This is a genomic window from Aliiglaciecola sp. M165, assembly GCF_007197995.1.
In the GTDB taxonomy this organism is placed as follows: Bacteria; Pseudomonadota; Gammaproteobacteria; order Enterobacterales; family Alteromonadaceae; genus Aliiglaciecola.
Genome location: NZ_VKKH01000003.1, coordinates 41,685 through 61,887 on the forward strand (window position 1 = coordinate 41,685; position 20,203 = coordinate 61,887).

Here is a 20,203-nt window from a genome sequence, read left to right on the forward strand (position 1 = left end):
TTAAAGTTTCTCTAAAGATTTTGTTCAAACAATTTAAATATTCTTCTGTATTCGTCGAGCCATGAACTGGGTTCAACAAAACCATGAGCCTCTACTGGATAAATGGCCGTTTCAAAGTTTTCTTTTTCAAGTTCTATAAGCCTTTGCACCAGACGCACAACATCAACAAAAAACACATTGTTGTCGACCATTGGCGCGTTAATTAGCAATGGCTTTGCTAAGCCCTCAGCGAAATAAATCGGTGAACTTCTCTCGTATGCAATAGGATCAACATCCGGTGTATTTAAAATGTTTGACGTGTATGGATGATTATAATGCGCCCAATCTGACACTGGACGCAAGGCAGCACCGGCTTGAAACAAATCGGGTTCAGTGAACAATGCCATGAACGTCATAAAGCCACCGTAAGATCCCCCGTATGTGCCTACTCTATTGCGATCGACATTGACGTTTTGCACCATCCAGTCGACCCCATCAACAAGATCTTCAGTTTCTGGTTTACCCATGTGACGATAAATTGCAGTGCGCCAATCTCGACCATAACCAGCAGAAGCGCGATAGTCCATATCAAGAACGACGTAACCCTTTTGCACTAAGAGGTTGTGAAACATGAATTCCCGAAAATACCCAGACCAACCTAAGTGGCTATTTTGTAGATAACCTGCTCCATGATTAAATACGACTGCCCGTCTTTTCTCACCGACATCATGATTTTTCGGTAAATACAAACGAGAGTAAACGGGTTGATTTACGTGAGACGACTTAATCGGCACGATTTTAGGTGCAACCCAAGAGATCTGTTTAAACGCGTCACTGGTTGTATCGGTAATTTGAATTGCTTGTTCATTGGAATCCAGGTTTTTGATAAACAATTCAGGGGGAGACGTGAGTTTTGAATGAGTTAACAGTAATTTGTCTTCAGCATCGCTCAAAACATAATCAGTCATGCCATTAAGATCGGTCAATGCCGAAATCTCGCCACTTTTTAAATTCACCCGGTAAATTTCATATATACCAGGGTGCTTTTGGTTTGCCTGATAATAAATATATTCATCGTTGTGAGATAACGTTAGTTCGTCAACCTCATAATTACCTGTTGTCAGTTGGCGTGCCTTACTTTCAAGCCCTTTCACATAAATATGTGAATAACCGGTCTGTTCCGATAAAAAATACAATTCTGCAGAATTATTTAGCCAACCAAAGCTGTTAAAGTTGTAATTGATCCACGCTTTGTCTTGTAATCTATGTTGATTAACCAATTTTTTGCTGTTCACATCGACTGTCGCCAACCAACGGTCTTTGTTGTCCCAAGCCTCAAGCATCACGGCCACATGTTCACCGGAATTGTGCCAAGCAATAGCGCTTTGACTCCACCCCCAATCCACAAGCAAACCGATATCACGGGGCAATCTATTTGCCGTGTAGCTCTCGCCCTTTGCTTGTGCATTTTCCCTTTTCACATCTTCAAGAACATCATCGTTGTAACCAGGCAAATTGCTGTAAGATATTTTCTTTTGCTCTTTGGTGTTTAAATCAATAAACCAAAGGTAATGACTTTCTGGTTCTGCGTCAGCCACTCTTCTGCGTACTGATTCAGCCTGAATACGGCCACTGTCAATAACATAATTAGGCATAATGTCAGTATCCGCGCGAGACGGTGAATCCTTTTCAACGGCTAACACTAAATACTTGCCGTTAGGAGACAGACTGGCTTCTACTGTTTTATGTTTGGCCGGCAAGTAGAACGCTTTCGCAGTAGAGCTAGGGTTTTGTGTTGAAATATCCTGCTGATAATTAAAGCGGTCAACTTTGTCTTGACGTCTTTTTGCCAGCACACTTATTAATGACAATTGCTGCTCTGCAATGTAATCCTCAGCAGGCTCAATAGCTTCAGGGGCTTTAGCAAATTTCCAACTGACCAATTGTTCCGTGAAACCTGAATTGACGTCTACGGCGTAGATAGCGTTGCCAACCTGGTAACTCAAGCTTCCATTTACCAAAAACTTTAGGTTAAAGATGCGTTCATCAGTGCGAGTAAGTTGTTTGATATCGTTATTGGCTGATGAAACGAATAGGTTGTTTTGAAATACCCAAGCGGACATAGACTTGTCTTTATTGAGGACTTTTTGGCGATAAGCATGTTTGTGCAAGGCATCTAACGCTACCTGTTGCGCTGGACCACCCTCAATAGGTTGATGCCATAAGTCTCTTATCACTTGCCCTTCTCTTTTTTGTAGATAGAACACGCTTTTTCCATCTTCTGACCAATGCGGTGACTGGGGTTGTCTGCCCAACCAGTCCGGATCTGCCATGATTTGTTCCATCGTCAATGACAGTTCCTGACCAGTGGTAGCAGGAGTTTGGATAGTTTGATAAGTAGGAGCTTCTTGAGATTGAGTCGGGAGATTGTCAACGGCAGCTTGGCCTGTCGATTGCTGCTGCGCTGAGCACGCCATTAAGCTTGCCGTCAATGCAGTTAAAACAAATCGCTTAAAAGTGGTTTGCATAAAGTGGTCTCGTGTTATTGTTTAATTGCTCGTTCACTTGCACATATTAAAACGTATGAAGAGTGTGAGGTAAACAAGTGATCCTAAATCCCTTGTTTTTATTAGTAACGAATACTAACCACCCATCATTTTGGAGCAATCATGAAAAAGTATTTACTGTTAGCCGCGTTGTTTATCAGCCCATTCGCTTCGGCTAATCAGTGTCCGGATGTCCTTAAGTTTATGAAACGCAAACTTAATTCACAAGAAACCGTCAATATGTGTAGTGAATATCAAGGAAAAACACTACTCATTGTTAATACGGCAAGTTATTGCGGTTTTACACCTCAATTCGAGGGGTTAGAAAAACTTTACAGCGAATATAAAGACCAAGGTCTAGTTGTGTTGGGCTTCCCTTCTCATGATTTTAATCAAGAAGACGAAGATGAAGGAAAAACGGCAGAATTGTGTGAGCTGACCTACGGCGTTAAATTCCCAATGTTCGAGGCAACATCCGTAAAAGGCGACAACGCTGACCCGTTGTATCGTATGTTAGCGAAAAAGTCTGGAACCACACCCAAATGGAATTTTTATAAGTATTTGGTCGATAAAAATGGCGATGTAGTAGATGCATATTCATCGTTCACTAAACCGACTGACGACGACTTTATCAAAGAAGTTGAAAAAACGCTGGCGCTTTAACATCCCTCTATTTTCTAAAAAAAAGCCCCGCTTTTAGCGGGGCGAAAACACACTTTGTTTGGAACACACAATGTAGAGTGTGAGAATTATCTTCTCTCACTCAAGTACTACAAAGTATTAGTCCCACCGTCTCTAAAAAAGTTCAATTTGTCAGTTATATTTACAAATTATTTTTACTTTGTATGCGATAAAAGACAAATGAAAAAAATGTAAAACTTTTGTGATCTGCTCAAATTTTACACACGTAACCGATCGCTCATAAACTCGCAAAGGTTATTAATATGAATTCTGCAAAAACACTTTTTATAGCCATTTTAACTTCAATCTTTTTGATTGGTTGCAACGATGATAGTGATTTACCCGCCCCTCCCGTTCCGCCGCCACCGATCCCAGACGCGACAGTTAGAGTGATTCATGCCTCCCCTGATGCACCAATGGTAAATGTTTATGCAAACGACGCTGTGTTGGCTGGTTTAGAAGGTGTTGATTACCAGGTAGCCTCAGGGGACATTGAGGTTCCCGAAGGCTCGTACGATATCCGTGTTGAGGCGATAGTTCCAGGAGGAAACTTAGACGTTATTGATGCAAACCTAACCTTAGATGGTGACACCGTTTACAACATTTTTGCTGTTGATACTGTCGCTGAAGGCGTAGAGGCGTTGGTCGTTTCTAACCCTGAATCTGCTGTTACTGCTGGTAACGCGCGTGTCCAAGTGGTCCATGCTGCTGCAAATGCACCAACAGTTGATATCTATGTAACCGCGCCAGGAGATGATCTTGCCGCAGCGCAACCTTTGGCCACTGCTGACTACAAACAATTTACTGGTCAAGTTGAAGTGGCCGCCGGTGATTATCAAATTCGGATTACGTTGGCCGGAATGATGGACGTAGTCTACGACTCAGGGACGGTGACTCTGTCAGATGGTGCTGATTTAGTCGTCGCCGCGACACAAAACGTTGGTACTGGTGATTCGCCCGTAACCTTGTTAGTCGTAGACGCAAACGGCGCTTCGAAAATTTTTGATATGAACGCAGGCGCGAGCATCCGAGTTGTTCACGGTATCGCCGATGCACCAGCTGTCGACGTTATCGCTAATAATGCGTTAACCTTGTTTGACGGGCCGGCATTCTTACAATTTTCAGACTATGCAAATGTTGCTGCCGGTGACTACCTGATTGATGTTGCGGTAGATGCTGACAACTCAGTTGTAGCGATTGATGATGCACCGATTACGCTTATGCAAGGTATGTTTTACACGGCGATTGCAAACAATTTGGTGGCAACACCAGATTTAGATTTGCTTGTAGACATGCCGCGTGTTGTTGCGACTGAGGCTCGAGTGCGAATTATTCATGCTTCACAGGCGACGGGACCTGTCGATATCTATGTTACTGCAAACGGTGAAATTGGTGATGTTGATCCTACCTTTGGTGCCGTGCCGTACAATACAGCAGAACTCGCAGAAACTGGCTATGTATCGTTGGCACCTGGAGATTATTTTGTGTCGGTCACTGACGCAGGAATTAAAGACGCTCCACTAGAGACGGGAGTATTAACTCTTGAAGCTGGTTCAATTTATACCGCGATCGCTGTTGATTTGAACACTACAGATGGACCACCGCAGCTGATTTTACTCGATGATTTTGTCGACTAATTTCAACCTATCGAGAGTAATCTACTATCAATGCCAATCAGATACGCACTGATTGGCATTAAATTTTCGCAAAGGCTTGTTCAAAATCTGCAACTAAATCATCAATATCTTCGATACCCACAGAAAATCGAATCATCTCATCGCTAATTCCCATCTTTGAACGTTCCTGTGGGCCATTTTCGTAGAATATGGTTGAGGCGACAGGTAAAGCCAACGTTCTCGTATCGCCTAGATGAGTGGCGGTAATGACAGTGCGAAGACTATTTAAAAACGTATTTAAATCCAAACCGGGTTTTAGATCTAAACTGAATATCCCACCATATTTGCCCTTAAAAAGCTCGCGCGCGATGAAATGTTGTGGATGGTCAGCTAAACCTGGATAGTAAACGTTAGCAACTTTTGGATGACTGTGCAGATAAGTCGCTAATCTTAGGGCGTTTTGGCAACTTCGTTGAATTCTCAATGCCATGGTTTCTAAGCCAACGGATATTTGCTGCGCCGAATTAGGCGATAAGGTCGCGCCCAAATCTCTCAAGCCCTTCTTACGTATTTGCGTCAAGCCCCATTGTGAGGAATCACCTTTTTGATACAAGGAAAAAATATTTGGGTATTGCTGCCAATCGTACAAACCTGTATCAATAATCGCCCCACCTAAAACATTACCGTGCCCAGCAACGTATTTGGTTAATGAGCATGCCAATAATGAAGCCTGAACGTCTTTGGCATCGAATAAGTAGGCTGGCGTCATTGTATTATCAACCATAAACAGCAGATTGTGAGTTACGCATAACTGACCTATCGCTGTCAGGTCCGCGACTTGGGTTACTGGATTCGCGATGGTTTCTGTAAACACCATCCTTGTGTTATCCGATAAGACAGCCTCTACGGCCTTGACATCAGTAGTATCAACAAAACTTACTTCTATACCCAAATTTATCAAGGTATCCATAAAACTGCGGGTATTGCCAAATAAAAACTGACTCACAACTATGTGGTCACCCTGTTTCAACAACGAAATCATCGCAGAGGATATTGCAGACATTCCTGTAGAAAACGTTACAGCGCCAACGCCGCCTTCAAGTTCGTTCAGAATGTTTTGTAAAGCAGAATTCGACGAAGACGATGAACGTGAATAGACATGCCCCAGTTTTTTGCCCTGAAATACATCGACTAGTTCGTTAACGTCAGCGTATTCAAACAGAACAGAATTACAAGTTGGGTAATGTACGGCACCATCTTGAGGTTGGTTTAAAGTGCGATCGGCATGCACTAATCGTGTCGTGAAACCTTTATCTTTCAATCGTATTCTCCGCGGGAAAGGCTACCTGAGAGGGGTATTTCGGGTGAACTTTAGCATAAAATTCATAGACTTTACGCATTTCTGTATCAGTATCCTCGGATGGGTTGAAAATAGGTCCAAATAGGATGGTTTTGCGCTGATAATCTAATCCTATTAGAAATACAGGAATGTTGGCATGATGTGCAATATGCAAAAATCCTGACTTCCAAGGCGCTATTTTGCTTCGAGTGCCTTCAGGAGCCAAACATAGTAACATTTTTTTTGCGCCCTTTATTTCTTCAATCATTTGACTCACGACACCATGTGATTTGGATCGCTCAATTGGTATCCCTCCCCATCTTTTTAGCAAACTTCGAAAAGGCGGAATAAAAATACTGTGTTTGCCGAAAAAGGATATTTTTAATTTGAGACAAAATACCACCGCTAAACCAATCACAAAGTCCCAATTTGATGTGTGTGGAGCTACCGCAATAACCATTTTTTTATTGTCATGGAACTCCCCTTCAAATCGCCAACCGAGGATAGAAAGTACGGATTTTCCTAACCACTGACTAAAGCTATTTCCCAAGCGAGGGATATCTTGACTAATATTTGGACAATTGAGTGGATCAGACATGAATAAACAGATAATACGATGTTAATTAAATGAATATTCTCTTATCATGAGTGAATTGTCGAGACACCGGCAAAAATCATTTTATTAACGGAATCTAAACGTTGAGAAGTTTTTTATTTATTGTCACAGTCTTTTTTAGCCAAACGGCTTTCTCACAGCAAACAGCACAAAATCTGTTTAATCAATATCGACCTGCCCTATATCAAATTCAAATGATTGATAAGGAGTCTGGAAACAAGTCATCGATTGGTTCTGGATTTTTAGTCAATGGCATCGGTGATATGGTTTCCAATTACCATGTAATCTCTGATTATGTATATTTCCCTGATAAATACCGTATTCAGTATTTGGACTCCAATGGCAATACGGGCGATTTAACCTTACAAACCTTTGATGTCATCAACGATTTATCTTTGCTTAAAATTGACCAGCAAGGTCTATCCCATACATCGCTACAAATAGCAAATGCCCTTCCATTACAAGGTTCAACAATATTTTCTCTTGGTAACCCTCACGATTTAGGCATGATCGTCGTGCCCGGTACATTTAATGGATTAAAGAAAAACAGCTTTTATCAACGAATACATTTTACCGGTTCAATTAATCCTGGAATGAGCGGCGGCCCAGCTGTGAACGAAAATGGTCAGGTGGTTGGTGTTAATGTTGCAACAGCCGGTAATCAAATTGGCTTTCTGATCCCACTGCCTAAAGTAGCAAATCTGTTGGCTGCCAAACAAACCCTTGAGCCAACACAATATAAAGCCCATATTCAACAGCAGCTCCATGACAACCAGAAAGCCATGATAGAAAAACTTCTATCATCAAATTGGCAAACTGGAATGCTCGGAAAAGCGTCAATTCCAGAGCAGATATCGGATTTTATTACCTGTTGGGGTGGCTCAAATGCGAGTGAAAAAAACGTTTCGTTTTTATCGGTGTCAAATCGTTGCCGAATTGGCGAGTCAATATTTCTAAACGGAAAGCTTCAAACAGGCGAAGTTGAAATTGAATTTGAATGGTTGACGACGGAGAAGCTAAACAGTGTTCAGTTTCATAATTTAATATCACAAAAGATCGCCTTCACACGACCAGGTAACCCCGCAACAAAAAACGATGTAACAAATTATCGTTGTCAACAAGACCTCGTTCAAAATGCACGTGGGATGACACAAAAGAGTGTCCTGTGTGCTAGGGCCTACAAAGATTTTGAGGACTTGTTTGACGTTCTGTATATTTCTGCGAGCAACGACTTTAATCAAGGAAGCCTGATTAGTCATTTTACTTTATCAGGGGTGAGCAATGAGTCGATGGAAGCCTTTTCAAAACACTTTATGGATTCAATGTCATGGCAGTAGTCGTAGAATTATTATCTAAAGATGGCAAAGTGATTCAGCACTACTTGTTAGATAAGTCATCCATTACCATTGGTCGTGCCTATGACAATGATATTCGGATAGAAGATCCATACGTTTGCCCTCATCATCTAAAAGTGACAGAAAATGAGGAAACAGGCAGTCTCGATGTTGTCGACAATGGGTCTTTAAACGGAATTAAAATCAATGGTAAGTCAGTTGCACAAACGCTATCTTCATTTGACGATATTATTACCCTAGGTCGCAGCCGAATACGCGTTTTCAAACAATGCCAAAACGTTGCACCTACCGTACGATTAAGTGCATTAGAAGAGAAAATAGAGTGGCTTGATATGCGCAGAGTCTGCGCGTTTTTCTTTAGCGTATTCATCGCGATGATCGGCAGTAAGTATTACTTAAATTCAATCAATCAACTAGAATTTGCAGTCATCGTTAAAATTGTATTAACGGTAGCTGCGACAGCCAGCATTTGGCCATTGGCTTTTGCATTACTCTCAAAGTTAGCCAAAAAAGACACTCATATTGTCAGTCAATTCACCTTGTTGTGGATATTTTTGATTGCCTCAGAGTTGCTCGATTATGGACAAACCTTTTTGCAATTTAATAGCAGTGCGGTGCAAAGTATTTATTGGTTTATCCTCGTCACCAAAGGTGTACTATTTTTTGCTTTTTTATGGTTCGCATTGTTCTTTGCCTTCCATCAATCCAATGGTTTACGTAATGGTATAGCCGCAGCCGGGACAATTTTGATTAGTGTCTATACTTTGTCTCCACATTTTGTGAATACGGACAAATTCCATCAAAATCCCAAATATAATCCAACTGTTTTAGTTCCGGCGCTGCGATTTGCGGAAGCGAGCAATAGCAATGATTTTGTAAAGCGCTCATCAAATCTAGTAAACAAGTTACAAAAGGATAAGCGCGAGGACAAAGACTAATGTGTATTTTGTTTATCGCCGTTCAACAGCATCCACAGTATCCATTGATCATCGCGGCAAATAGAGATGAATTTCACAACAGACCGACATTGCAATCCAATTTTTGGCAAAAGCATCCACAGTTACTTGCTGGAAAAGATTTAAAAGCGGGAGGCACTTGGATGGGGATCACCAAAGGCGGAAAACTTTCAGCACTAACCAATGTTAGGGATCCACAAAAAGTCATGCCCGATGCGACAACTCGTGGCGAGTTAGTGACACACTATTTATTGTCAGATGTTCACAAAACAGATTATCTAAAGACACTACGTCGCACCAAAGACAACTACAACGGCTACAACCTGCTGTTTGGCGAATGGAACAACCTGTGGGTTTACAACAATCATACAGACAAAATGAATAAGCTTTCTAATGGTGTGTTTGGCCTATCGAACGCGGATCTTGATAGTCCATGGCCAAAAATCAATCAAGGCGTAGCGCAGTTAAAAGCGCATAGTCAACAAAATGGGCCGATTGAAACAGACAAGCTTTTTGATATTTTACTTAATCAAACCCAATCTTCCGACGAATTGCTTCCTCAAACTGGGGTTCCAATTGAATGGGAAAGAAAGCTATCATCAGTTTTTATTCAGTCAGAAGAGTATGGAACACGCTCTGCAACGCTGCTTCTCGTTGATAATCAACACAAAGTGACATGGCTAGAACACACCTTTAATCCCCAAGGTAAGAATGTTCAGCAACAACATTTCGAATTCCAGCTTAATTAGTGCTCGAATTCTTGTTGATAGCTGGCATAATAGCGGCAGATTTTGCTACCCACCCATTAAAGGACCCATTGTGTTAGAAGTGTTACCTCAATTACCTGCCGACCCTATACTTGGACTTTCCGCTGCGTTTAAAGAAGATACCAATCCACATAAAATTGACTTAGGTGTTGGCGTTTATAAAGACGAAAATGGTGATACGCCAATCTTAAGCTCAGTAGCTAAAGCACAAACACTTTTATTGGAAAAAGAAACGACCAAGACCTACATCACACCACAAGGTGTTCAAGGTTACATTGATGGGATGCTAGAACTAATATTGGGTAAGGGTCACCCTGCACTACTAGAAGATCGGGTGGCTGCTGTTCAAGCGCCGGGCGGCTGTGGTGCATTGCGTATTTTGTCTGAACTATTAAAACGCTGCAACCCAGATACCACGGTTTGGGTAAGCGATCCCACCTGGGCTAACCATATTCCTCTAATTGGAAATGCGGGACTCAATATTGAAACCTATCCCTATTTCGACAAAGACACTGCAGGGATAAAGTTTGCTCAAATGGCTGAGTGTTTGGCCAAGGTTAAAAAAGGTGACGTTGTGTTGTTACACGGCTGTTGTCACAATCCTACCGGTGCTGACCTAACAAAAGAGCAATGGCACGCCGTGTTGGACATCGCAAAAGACCGAGGTTTCCTGCCTTTTATTGACATTGCATATCAAGGATTTGGTGATGGCATAGAAGAAGATGCTTATGGTGTTCGTTTGTTAACGCAGAATCTTCCTGAAGTTATAATTGCTGCTTCTTGTTCAAAGAATTTTGGATTGTACCGAGAACGCGTTGGATTGGCAGCGATGATTACCGCCAACTCTACCATTAAAAAAAGTATCCAATCACAAATTCAGTTTGTTGCTCGTGGTATTTATTCAATGCCTCCTTCTTATGGTGGTGCATTGGTTGATATCATTCTTAATGATGAAGAGTTAAAACATGAGTGGCAAAATGAGGTTAATGACATGCGAGTTCGTATGCAGTCATTGCGAGAATTACTTGTAAATAAACTCGCTGAAAAAGGAGCTCAGAAAGACTTCAGTTTTGTCACTTCGCAAAAAGGCATGTTCTCTTATCTATGCATTACGCCTGAACAAGTTCAGGCAGTCCGTGATAAACATAGTGTATATTTTGTGAATTCAAGCCGTGTTAATGTCGCAGGCATCAGCTTAAAAAATGTCGACCAATTGGCCACAGCATTAGTAGACGTTTTATAATTTCCCAGCCCGCGTTTATACAAATAGCGCGGGCGACCCCTCACTCTTTTGGCCTGTTGATCATTTCTTTTATCACGGCTACCTCACTTGGATAAATGAATGAATTTTCACAGCTTAGGCTTACACCAAAATATTGTAAATGCATTAACAGAGAAAGGCTACACAGCCCCTACCCCAATACAACAAAAGGCCATTCCCGCAATCCTAGAACGTAAAGACGTAATGGCTGCGGCTCAAACCGGCACGGGTAAAACAGCCGGGTTTGTTTTGCCCATGCTGCAAAGGCTGCACAACGGTACAAAAGTCAAAAACAACCATGCTAGAGCCCTTATTTTAGTGCCTACAAGAGAATTAGCGGCACAAGTGGCGAGTAGTATCAAAGAATACGCTTTACATTCTCCGTGCTCGCATACGGTGGTTTTTGGTGGAGTGAGCATCAACCCACAGATGTTAGCACTTAGAAAAGGTGTCGATATTTTGGTTGCTACACCAGGTCGCCTCCTAGACTTGCATAGCCAAAACGCCGTTAAATTTCAGAATTTGGAAATTTTGGTGCTTGACGAAGCAGATAGAATGCTGGACATGGGATTTATCCATGACATAAAGCGGGTCATGAAATTGTTACCCAATAACCGCCAAAACCTGCTCTTTTCTGCGACCTTTTCAGATCAGATTAAAGCCCTTGCACGTGAGCTAGTTAATGACCCTGTGGAAGTCTCTGTGACACCAGCGAACTCTACGGCTGAAAAAGTTGAACAACGCGTTTACCCGGTTGATAAAACCAAAAAATCTGCTCTGTTGTCGCACATTATCAAGCAGGAAGATATGCAGCAGGTGTTAGTGTTTAGCCGCACCAAACACGGTGCAAACCGCCTAGCGAAGCAACTAACGGCCAAAGGACTCGTTGCAGCTGCCATTCACGGAAACAAAAGCCAAGGTGCGCGCACAACCGCTCTACACAATTTTAAAACCGGAAAAGTCCGTATCTTGGTTGCGACGGATATTGCCGCTAGAGGATTGGACATCGCGCAATTACCTTTTGTTATCAACTATGACCTCCCTCATGTTTCTGAAGATTACGTGCATCGGATCGGGCGCACTGCGCGAGCTGGCGCTAGCGGCAAAGCCATATCTTTAGTCTGCCAAGATGAATTCAAATTACTTAAAGACATTGAAAGATTGACTAAGCAAGTTATTACCCGACAGATTATCGACGGGTTTGACCCTAAAGAAGGCTTACCAGAATCTAAATTAGATGACCGACCTATTAAGCCTAAAAAGCCTAAAAAACCAAAGCGTTTTAAATAAAAAGAGTCTGAAAAGCTCAATTGCGCAATCTCTTTAATATGGGGTCTGCCATTGTTTGCGAATTTAATTTTTCAGGTTCTGAGTTAAGATCCTATCTAAGTGATTGGCAAAATTTTGTCGATCGCTTTGGCTCAGCGCTGGCGGACCACCCGTATTGACACCACTGGCACGCATCGTATCCATAAAATCTCTTATGTTGAGCCTGGAGCGTACATTTTGTTTGTCTAACAATTCTCCACGCGGACTCAACGCCAAGCAGCCTTTTTCAATCACCTCTGCCGCTAAAGGAATATCACTAGTGATAATGAGATCATTGTTTTCACAACGTTTGACGATTTCGTCATCAGCAACATCGAAGCCCGCAGAAACTTGCAAAGACGAAATGTTTTTTGCAGGTGGCACTTTGATGTATTGATTGGCAACCAACATCATTTCTACGCCTGTTCGCTGTGCTGCCTTAAATAAAATGTCTTTAATGACATTGGGACACGCGTCCGCATCAACCCAAATTTTCAATGTTATCTCTCATTTTGTCGACCTAAACGGCTCTTTCACTGCTTACCAAACCAAATCATCTGGAATTTCGTATTCAGCATACCAATCATCTTCTTCTTTTGTAGCGCTACTTTTAGCTTCGGCCTGTTCGGCTTCATCTGCTCGATAAACCACTGCCTCTTCATCCCGGGCACTAATTTTGTCTGCAACAGGCATCGGCACAATTTCGTAGCCGTTACCCAAGGTTACAATAGCTAATTTACCTTGGCTGATACGATTGCGAGTTTGTTGATCGACATAAAGGCGTTTGATGACATTGTTATGCTGGAAATTGCAAGGAATGTCGCCATTGTCTTTGGGCTGTTTATTTATCTCTATCAGTTGCTTGATTTGCGCTGATATGGCCTTGGCATCGGCGACTTTCTTCGCTTCAAGATTTAATTGACGATCTTTTTCTCTTTTTTCTTCCAACGCCTTATCCGCTGCTATTTTGGCAACGTTTTCCTCAACGACTTTGTGTTTTTGTTGATGCTTTATTTTTTTGTGTTTCTCTTTTTTCACCTGTTTAACTTTTTTCTTATCTGTTAAACCGGCCTTTAACAACTGCTCTTGAAGTGATAACGCCATGATCGTCTCTAAAAAGTTCTTAAAAATAAAAAACGGCAGTGTAACACCGCCGTTTTATTTACTGAATGCAAAGTCACGCAAATTTACTTTTTCTTTTTGCGTTTATCATCTATTTGCCATTTTCCGTCGGTATACCACGCTGCCCAACCTGTTGCTTTTCCATCACTATTCTCGGTTGTGATGTACTGTTGTTTGGTTTTGCGACTGTACCTGACCATACTAGGATTACCATCAGGATCTTTGTCTGGCGCGTCAGCTAAATAATAGAATTTTGGCGATATCCGGTCTCTAAATCGGGCCAATTCGTGAACAAATGGCGCTCGGGTCTCTCGAGATTTGGGGAAATTATGCGCGGCAAGGAATATTCCAGAAGCACCATCTCTTAATACAAAGTGTGCATCGGATTTTTCGCAAGGAAGTTCCGGCAAATCCACAGGATCTTCTTTTGGTGGCGCGGGTTCGCCGTTTTTCAGCAACTTACGCGTATTTTTGCAATCTTCATTTGTGCATCCAAAATATTTGCCAAAACGTCCATTTTTCAGCTCCATATTTGATCCACATTTGTCGCATTCGATTATTGGGCCGTCGTAACCTTTAATTTTAAAGGTGCCTTTTTCTACAAAGGTCCCAGGACAGGTCGGTGTATTGCCACATACATGCAGTTTTCGGGCTTCATCGACTAAATAGCTGTCCATTGCAGTACCGCAGACATCACATCGCCGTTTAGCACGAAGCAATTCAGTTTCGAGCTCTTCCTCGTCATCCACTTTAACAACTTCATCACCAGGCGTAAGATTCTTTGTGCCTGTACAGCGTTCTTTGGGAGGAAGATTGTAACCTGAACATCCCAAAAACACGCCTGTTGACGCGGTTCTTACGTTCATGGGCCGCTCACAAATGTGGCAAGGTATTTCGGTCTCAATCGCCTGATTGAGACGCATCCCGCCTTCTTCAGGCGGCAATTCAGCTTTCAACAAACGTTGGTAGAAGTCGTCATAAAACTCGTCTAACACATCCTTCCATTTGCGTTTACCTGTTGCTACATCATCAAGCTGTTGTTCCATGTTTGCAGTGAAATCGAAGCCCACTAGATCGGTAAAATTATCGACTAATCTGTCGTTGACGATCTCTCCCATTTTTTCCGCATAAAAACGTTTGTTGTCAAGTTTGACGTAACCACGATCTTGAATGGTAGATATGATGCTTGCATAGGTAGAAGGACGGCCTATACCACGTTTTTCCAATTCTTTTACCAATGACGCCTCATTAAAACGAGCGATGGGTTTAGTAAAATGCTGTTTAGGATCGAGGGCTTTTAAATCAAGGCTCTGGCCTTCTTTGACATCAGGTAAAGTTAAGTCATCATCTTTTTTGTTTTTAACTTGTGTCTGTACACGTGTCCAACCATCAAATTTAAGCACACGCCCCTTTGCTACCAATTCAAAATCGCCAGCAGCAACTTTAATGGTTGACGCATCATATTTCGCTGGAACCATCTGACAGGCAACAAACTGTCGCCAGATCAATTCGTACAATCTTTGCGCATCACGTTCCATTTCGGTCAGTGATTCGGATTTAACTTGTACATTTGAGGGCCTAATTGCTTCGTGGGCTTCTTGTGCCCCCTCTTTACTGCCGTAAAGGTTTGCTTTTTCAGGCAAATAATTATTTCCGAAATTATCACTTATGAAATCACGACAAGTTTGCACTGCGTCCTGACTCAAATTGGTTGAATCGGTACGCATATAAGTAATGTGACCCGCTTCATAGAGACGCTGCGCCATCATCATGGTTTTTTTAACGCCAAATCCCAATCGTGTACTTGCAGCTTGCTGTAACGTTGAAGTTATAAAAGGTGCAGACGGACGGCTTTGTGTGGGTTTCGATTCGCGACTAATTACGTTGTATTGTGCTGATTTTAAAGATTTTACTGCTTCATCAGCTTGTGCTTTATTAGTCGGTTTGAATGCTTTGCCATTTTCCTTGTTGACTAGCATTCTAAGGGGTTGAGACGCGGCATCTAGGTCGGCGTGAACATCCCAAAACTCTTCTGGAACAAAGGCTTTGATTTCTCGCTCACGCTCCACAACAAGTCTAACTGCCACCGATTGAACTCGCCCCGCTGAAAGGCCTCTTGCGACTTTTTTCCAAAGTAAAGGTGAGACCATAAAGCCAACAACACGATCTAAAAATCGACGTGCTTGCTGTGCGTTGACGCGTTCGATATTCACTTCACCAGGATCAGAAAATGCGTCTTGAATGGCATTTTTAGTAATTTCGTTGAATACGACGCGCTGGTAGGTTTTTCCTTTGGTCCCTAAAATCTCCTGCAAGTGCCAGGCGATCGCCTCTCCTTCTCTATCCAAATCCGTTGCGAGATAAATCGTATCTGCGTCCTTTGCCAGCTTTTTCAATTCAGCGACTACTTTCTCTTTACCATTAAGAATATCGTAATGAGCGTTCCAATCGTTTTTAGGATCAATCCCCATGCGATCGACGAGTTTCTGATATTCGAATTCTCGCAAATAGTTTTCACGTTTTTTGTCTGACCATTCCTTAAGCTCTTTGGCCGGTTTTTTAGCCGGTGCTTTACCTAATGCTTTGGTCGGCAAATCACGAACGTGACCTACACTCGATTTCACAATAAAATTTTTGCCGAGATATTTATTTATTGTTTTCGCCTTAGCTGGCGACTCGACAATAACCAGTGATTTTGCCATAAATTACTTATTAACCTTTGATTTATATGGGTTTTATTCTCTTTTACAGGTGTCAAATGTGTTAACACCTCCCATCATTCCTTTTTAACATATATCGGCAAAGTGAATAGAAAACAAGTTCTTATTAATAGTTATCCAAATATTCCTTCGCGCCTTGAACCAGAATTGGTCAAATTTCAACCGTCGCCCTTGGCTAGAGGATCAAAACACGTATAATCGCTGCACCACATTACTGGAAACGTCATCAATCAGCGATTGATATAGCGAATAGTCTGAGCATATTGTCTGAATCAGTTGCTGTATCCACAATAATTAAGAGGAAATCCATGAAGCAAGTAGAAGTGAATTTTGATGGTCTTGTAGGGCCTACTCACAACTATGCCGGTTTATCATTTGGCAACGTTGCATCACTCAATAATGCCAATGCTAAAAGTAGCCCAAAACAGGCAGCTAAACAGGGTTTACTTAAAATGAAAGCGCTGCACGACTTAGGAATGACCCAAGGTGTATTAGCCCCTCAAGCAAGACCAGACATTGATACGTTGCGTAGACTAGGATTCACTGGTAGTGATGCAAACGTATTAGAACAAGCCTCAAAGCGCGCTCCTGAGGTTTTTCTTGCATGCTGCTCAGCATCAAGCATGTGGACAGCAAACGCTGCCACCGTGTCTCCCAGTGCCGATACTCACGACGGGAAGGTTCACTTTACACCAGCAAATTTGACTAATAAATTTCACCGTTCGTTGGAACCTGAAGTTACCGGTCGCATTTTGCAATCGACCTTTAAAAACGATAAATACTTCCAACATCACGTTCACTTGCCAGACAATGAACATTTTGGTGATGAAGGTGCGGCGAACCACACTAGACTTTGTTCAGAATATGGAAGAGCCGGTGTTGAGATCTTTGTTTATGGTAGACACGCTTTTGATGTAAGCAAACCTGCCCCTACGGTTTTTCCTGCGCGACAAACATTAGAAGCCAGCCAGGCAATTGCTCGTTTGCATGGGTTGGACGATGACACTACCGTATTTATCCAACAAAACCCTGATGTCATAGACCAAGGCGTTTTCCACAATGACGTCATCTCAGTTGGCAATCAGAATGTACTGTTCTATCACCAGCAAGCATTCTTCGACACACAAAATGCATTGGATGAAATTCAACGTAAATTTGGTGATGAAAAAGTCCATTTTGTTAGGGTGGATACTGAAGCGGTAACCGTTCAAGAGGCCATTAAAACCTACTTATTCAATACGCAAATCATTACTTTGCCCTCTGGTGAGATGGCTATTATTGCACCAACAGACTGCGAAGAAAGCGATTCGGTGTCAAAATATTTAAGTAATTTGATTACGCAAGACACTCCCATCAAACACGTACATTATTTCGATGTTAAACAAAGCATGCGCAATGGTGGCGGCCCAGCTTGCTTGCGCTTGAGAGTTGCTATGACAGAACAAGAGTTAGGGGCGGTAAACCAAAATACGTTAATCGATGACGCTAACTTCGCAAAGCTTAATAGTTGGGTAGACAAACACTACAGAGATGAGTTGGGCGATGACGATTTGCGTGATCCCCAATTGTTGATAGAATCACGCACCGCTTTGGACGAATTAACACAAATCCTAAATCTTGGCTCGGTTTACCCATTTCAAAGATAGTCCTTACGACAAAGGCTTGTTGACACTTAGATACCCTGCCATCAATGCCAGAAACAAAAAAGCGCTCCTTAGAGCGCTTTTTATTTAATCCGTATCAGTACAAAGCAATCCTGCCCCAAATGGGTTAGGCGGGGGCGGTGACGCTTCATCATCTAAATCAACAGCCGCCACAGCAAAAGTAAATTCCTGACTTTCTACTGCTTCACTTCCTGAAGATTGGCCAAATACACTAATCTCAACGTCAGTCCAAGGACCAAATGCTTTAGGATAACGCACCTCAACTTTTGCCTGTCCATTTTCATCTGTTGAATCCGTATCACTCGCAAAACCGATAGTACCAACGATACCAGGGGTTAACTTACCATCGCCATTTGTATCTTCACCGACATCAAGTGAACCATTACCGTTAATATCTTCGTTTGCGCACGTTGCTGTCACCTGGGGCTGCCAAACATCGAGATCAACGTTATATACCCAAAATCCTTTGCGATAAACGCCGCCCGCAGAAAATTTAACGGGTGTCGATGAAACCGTTAGGTCAACATTACCCACCGGACGACCAGCTGCATCACTGACAAACACGGAAAATTCTTTTAAATAACTGGAATCATCTGGAACCTGAATGGTCCTGCCTGTTCCCAAAGAAATATCAAAGGCTCTATCGCCTACAGTGAGCGTTGTAAAATCTGTAACTGCTGTGTTTGCAGCCATTTCAGCATGTACAACTACGGCATCTTCGCTACTCACCGCATTAGAGGTATAAACCGTTGATGCAATACCATTACTGTCAGTTGTCGATGAATTTGGGGATACAAATCCACCACTTACATCATCTACTCGGAAGTTGACCACTTGGCCTTTTACTAAGTTTCCTGTCGCATCGCGCACAATGGCTGAAATCGTTGTGGTTTGGCCTTCAGGACCAATTAAATCTGGCGATGCATCAACAAGGATAGTTGCAGGGGTTGTTGCAATAAATTCAAACTGGGTTCTTGCGCTAACTGTTTGACCATCACCATCTTCACCTTCTGCGGTTATGCTTGTTAAACCGGCATTAGACGAACTTATAACAAAAGTCGCAATACCTTCTGCATTTGTCACAGCTGTTGGAGTCGTTATGTTACCTCGAGAAGAGCTTAAAGTAATATTACCACCTGCAAAGGGCACATTATCCTTTAACCAAGTGATGCTCAATGTTGTATCAGTGCCAAGAGGAACATCCTCCGTGGGTACGGTTGTAAAACTAAAACTGTCTTCCTGCACATTAAAGTTTAACTCACCTTGTGCATTTAAAGCGCTAGCTGTGATTGTGTTTTCACCCGAATTACTGGCTTGATACTGAACCGTCACCTGACCTTCTGCATCTGTTGTTGCTTCAGACACAATTGTACCTTGTGAAGCGGTAACCGATACGGTGCGATTAGCCAAACCATTGCCATCGGAATCAGCAACTTTAATTGTAACGTCTATGGTGTCTCCAAGAACCACTGATGTTGGCCCATCAACATTCACTTCTGTACCAACAATTTGAATATCTACAGCTTCACTAAATGTGCCGGTCGATACTGTAGCGGTAATAAGCCGGTTCTCTGGGTTATTACGACTTGTAAGAATTGCTCTAGCGGTTCCGTCATCAGCGGAGCTACCTTGTACTATCTGCAATTCAGCCCCGTTATTAGCAGAAAACGAAACATCAACACCTGACAACAAAATATTTTGTGCGTTTTTAACTACTGCAATAAGTTCGATTTCATCAGAGCCACTGGACGCCAATTGTGTTGCACTGGCAAAGATTTCGAGTGATGCGGGTGTGTCACCAGATGTTGCGGTACCTGAAGAACTAAAACCAATTTGACCTTGAGTATCTGCATCTAGCGCGCCAATCACTAATGCGTCACCCGAGTTTTCGCCAACCGTTAGTCCGATCGTTGCTACGCCTTGTGCATTAGTCAACGCAGTCCCAGTATCATTAGAAAAATTAGCGAGTCCAGTTTGACTAAAAGTGAATGTAATGAGCTGATTGGATACGTCACCACCATCTGAACTACTTACTGTTGCGGTGATTACCAAAGGAACAGTCGCACTGAGTGCATTGGTGTCTTCACCATTTTGCCCCGCAACGGCCAGCGAAACACTAAATGTAGGAGCAGTTGTGCCCCCTCCCCCTACACCGCCTCCAGTAGTAGGCTCTCGTTCAACCGAGCCACCTCCACCGCAAGCAGTAAGAGTTAAAAGCATCAAACTGGTGATAAACACCTTCAAGCGTGAAATCATGTCGTTATTCCCACATA

15 protein-coding genes are annotated in these 20,203 nt (G+C 42.4%); 8 read left to right on the forward strand and 7 right to left on the reverse strand.

The genetic code is table 11. The annotated features are described in order from the left end of the window. Window positions 1-11 precede the first annotated feature (11 nt). Complete coding sequence (locus FM019_RS05865; RefSeq protein WP_143834998.1) at window positions 12-2,507, reverse strand: prolyl oligopeptidase family serine peptidase; 2,496 nt, start codon at window positions 2,505-2,507, stop codon at window positions 12-14. Between the two features lie 141 nt (window positions 2,508-2,648). Here FM019_RS05865 and FM019_RS05870 point away from each other — a divergent pair, with 141 nt between their 5' ends. After that, entirely contained in the window at window positions 2,649-3,188 is a 540-nt protein-coding gene (locus FM019_RS05870) for a glutathione peroxidase (RefSeq protein WP_143834999.1), read from the forward strand. A gap of 281 nt (window positions 3,189-3,469) precedes the next feature. Further along, a complete protein-coding gene (locus tag FM019_RS05875) occupies window positions 3,470-4,843 on the forward strand; it encodes a DUF4397 domain-containing protein (protein WP_143835000.1) in 1,374 nt (457 codons plus the stop codon). A 58-nt stretch (window positions 4,844-4,901) separates the two neighbouring features. Here the strand turns inward: FM019_RS05875 and FM019_RS05880 are convergent, their stop codons facing one another. Beyond that, window positions 4,902-6,143 (reverse strand): cystathionine gamma-synthase family protein, encoded by a 1,242-nt coding sequence (locus tag FM019_RS05880; protein ID WP_143835001.1) that lies wholly within the window; start codon window positions 6,141-6,143, stop codon window positions 4,902-4,904. Beyond that, window positions 6,133-6,759 (reverse strand): lysophospholipid acyltransferase family protein, encoded by a 627-nt coding sequence (locus tag FM019_RS05885; protein WP_143835002.1) that lies wholly within the window; start codon window positions 6,757-6,759, stop codon window positions 6,133-6,135. Before FM019_RS05885 ends, FM019_RS05880 begins: the two co-directional genes overlap by 11 nt. A gap of 101 nt (window positions 6,760-6,860) precedes the next feature. On the opposite strand from FM019_RS05885, the gene FM019_RS05890 reads away from it, so the two are divergent. From FM019_RS05890 to FM019_RS05910, 5 genes are all read left to right on the forward strand, one after another. Then, a complete protein-coding gene (locus tag FM019_RS05890) occupies window positions 6,861-8,114 on the forward strand; it encodes a serine protease (RefSeq protein WP_143835003.1) in 1,254 nt (417 codons plus the stop codon). Further along, window positions 8,105-9,070: an FHA domain-containing protein gene (locus tag FM019_RS05895; protein WP_143835004.1), complete on the forward strand. Its 966-nt coding sequence runs from the start codon at window positions 8,105-8,107 to the stop codon at window positions 9,068-9,070. Before FM019_RS05890 ends, FM019_RS05895 begins: the two co-directional genes overlap by 10 nt. Then, a complete protein-coding gene (locus FM019_RS05900; RefSeq protein WP_143835005.1) occupies window positions 9,070-9,837 on the forward strand; it encodes an NRDE family protein in 768 nt (255 codons plus the stop codon). Before FM019_RS05895 ends, FM019_RS05900 begins: the two co-directional genes overlap by 1 nt. Window positions 9,838-9,907: 70 nt before the next feature. After that, window positions 9,908-11,098 (forward strand): aromatic amino acid transaminase, encoded by a 1,191-nt coding sequence (locus FM019_RS05905; RefSeq protein ID WP_143835006.1) that lies wholly within the window; start codon window positions 9,908-9,910, stop codon window positions 11,096-11,098. A gap of 99 nt (window positions 11,099-11,197) precedes the next feature. Then, entirely contained in the window at window positions 11,198-12,406 is a 1,209-nt protein-coding gene (locus FM019_RS05910) for a DEAD/DEAH box helicase (RefSeq protein ID WP_143835007.1), read from the forward strand. A gap of 63 nt (window positions 12,407-12,469) precedes the next feature. Here the strand turns inward: FM019_RS05910 and FM019_RS05915 are convergent, their stop codons facing one another. The 3 genes from FM019_RS05915 to topA form a co-directional block, all read right to left on the reverse strand. Continuing rightward, window positions 12,470-12,922: a YaiI/YqxD family protein gene (locus FM019_RS05915; protein ID WP_143835008.1), complete on the reverse strand. Its 453-nt coding sequence runs from the start codon at window positions 12,920-12,922 to the stop codon at window positions 12,470-12,472. 42 nt (window positions 12,923-12,964) lie between these two features. Beyond that, on the reverse strand, window positions 12,965-13,528 hold the full coding sequence (locus tag FM019_RS05920) for a DUF2058 domain-containing protein (protein ID WP_143835009.1): 564 nt from the start codon (window positions 13,526-13,528) through the stop codon (window positions 12,965-12,967). 83 nt (window positions 13,529-13,611) lie between these two features. After that, window positions 13,612-16,248 carry a type I DNA topoisomerase gene (gene topA, locus FM019_RS05925; protein WP_143835010.1) on the reverse strand — a complete coding sequence of 879 codons (2,637 nt, stop codon included), beginning with the start codon at window positions 16,246-16,248 and terminating at the stop codon, window positions 13,612-13,614. Between the two features lie 326 nt (window positions 16,249-16,574). Between topA and astB the strand changes: the two genes are divergently transcribed. Next, window positions 16,575-17,912, forward strand: coding sequence for an N-succinylarginine dihydrolase (astB, locus tag FM019_RS05930; RefSeq protein ID WP_143835011.1), 1,338 nt, complete (start codon window positions 16,575-16,577; stop codon window positions 17,910-17,912). An 84-nt stretch (window positions 17,913-17,996) separates the two neighbouring features. On the opposite strand, the gene FM019_RS05935 is transcribed toward astB, so the two are convergent. Further along, window positions 17,997-20,186: an Ig-like domain-containing protein gene (locus FM019_RS05935; protein ID WP_143835012.1), complete on the reverse strand. Its 2,190-nt coding sequence runs from the start codon at window positions 20,184-20,186 to the stop codon at window positions 17,997-17,999. Window positions 20,187-20,203: the final 17 nt, after the last annotated feature.